This is a genomic window from Streptomyces sp. H27-H5 (assembly GCF_026627505.1).
In the GTDB taxonomy this organism is placed as follows: Bacteria; Actinomycetota; Actinomycetes; order Streptomycetales; family Streptomycetaceae; genus Streptomyces.
Map to the genome: position 1 here is coordinate 1 of NZ_JAPNLK010000271.1, position 1,731 is coordinate 1,731.

The 1,731-nt window shown below is 67.3% G+C and carries 1 pseudogene; it reads right to left on the reverse strand.

What is annotated here, in order from left to right:
* A pseudogene (locus OTB19_RS42675) lies at window positions 1–1,595 on the reverse strand (IS4 family transposase); the annotation flags it as partial.
* Window positions 1,596–1,731: the final 136 nt, after the last annotated feature.

A 1,731-nucleotide genomic window follows, 5' to 3' on the forward strand; every position in this document is an offset into this window, starting at 1 on the left:
CTGAAGGCCAGGGGGGGTCGGGCGCGATCCACTCATGTTCGAGGGCGTAGATTCCCCGTCCGGTGCGGCGGAGAATGCCTTCACGGACCCCAGCGTCCCAGTTCAGCGCGTAGGCCGCGGGCGTCCTCCAGTCCGATACCTCTGGCGATTTCGCATGCGCGCCAGGTGCGGAACGAGTCAGTGCGCAGGAGTTGCAGTGTGCGGTCACGACGCCCGTCGGCGCCCGATCCATCGGCCGAGTGCACGGTGATGTCGATGCTGGTGATCCTGGAGGCGCCCAGGACTTGCGCCTGGTCAGGCGGGGCGGCGTAGCGGGAGATCGGGCACTTGACGCGGCGGGGGTTGACACGCGCCCGGCGGGGCGGAAGCAGATTGTGCAGCACTGCCGATGCGATCCGGCCCGGTCCGGTCTCGGGTACTACATCGGCGGCGGCGATGACCTGGTCTTTCGCGGTCTCCAGGGCGACGGTGAAGGAAGCGCGGTCCGGGTCGGCGCCGGGGACTGTTTCGACGGCCTCGACCATCGCCCGGCGCAGTGCCTGGTAGACGGTCAGGTGAGCCCATAGCTCCTGCTGGATACCGGCCGCGTCCTGGGAGCGCAGTACCAGGCCGCACTGCAAGGTGTGACGGAGCGAGTAGAACGCCGATTCGATCTCCCATCGTTCGTGGTAGAGCTGCACGAGCTCGTCGGCGGGGTAGCGGCGGTGATCGGTCAGCGTGGTGGCCAGTCGGTAGTGGCCTTCCAGCCGCAGCCCTTTAGCGGTAGTCACCGCGATGCGCGCGTCGATGATCCTCAGCCGGGTCCCGTTGATCCTGGTCAGGAACGACCCGTCCGGCAGTAGTGCCCAGCGGGCAGGTGTCCGGGTTCCCTTGAGCCGCACCAGCAACTGCGCGCCGGTGGCCGCGGCCTTCGCGAGGAAGTCGTCGGAGTCGAATCCCCGGTCGTTGAGCAGCAGCATCCCGTCGTCCAGCAGCGGCAGCAGTTGCTCGGCATAGCCGGTTTCCTTCTCTGGAGTCGGTCCGAAGACCGCGCCGAGCAGGGCCCGGGTCCCGGTCTCGCACAGCACCATAATCTTCAGCATCGGAAATCCGTCCGTGCCGTAGCGGTGCTTGTGTTTGCCCAGCCACGCACAGACTCGCGGCCGGTCAGGGGCCTTGGTCGAGCTGCACCCGTCGAAGGCGACTGTGCGCCAGCATCGGTATCGCACCCCGGGTGTGTTCGGCTGTGCCACGGGGCCGGCCAGCGTTTCGAACAGCAACCGAAGCGGCGCGACCCCCAGCCGCCGACGGACCTCTCGCAGCGCCTTCTCCGAGGGGCTCTGGGAGAGAAGCTCGCGCAGCCCGGCGGTGAGCTTGTCCCACACGCGCACATACCCCAGCGTCGGGAAGAGGACCAGTGCCAGCACGAAGTACACGCCCACCCTCGACGGCAGCAGCCGCAGCCTCCGCTGGGCGCCGCCTACGTGTTCCAGCACGTCATCGACGAGTTCGAAGGGCAACTGCCGTGTCAGCTCGCCGAGATGCCCTGGAGCGAAGATGCCGTCGGCGACGGTGATGGACGACGTGAGCGTGACGGTGGAACACTGAACGGGCAACGGGGCTCCTTCGAGTGGGAAGACCTTGGTCGGCTTCCCTGCTCTACCAAGAGTCCCGTTGCCCTGACCTGCGCTTCCTCGAAAAACCCTGATCCGGTTGACAGCCGCGGATCGGCCCTAACTCCGTGGTCTTGGA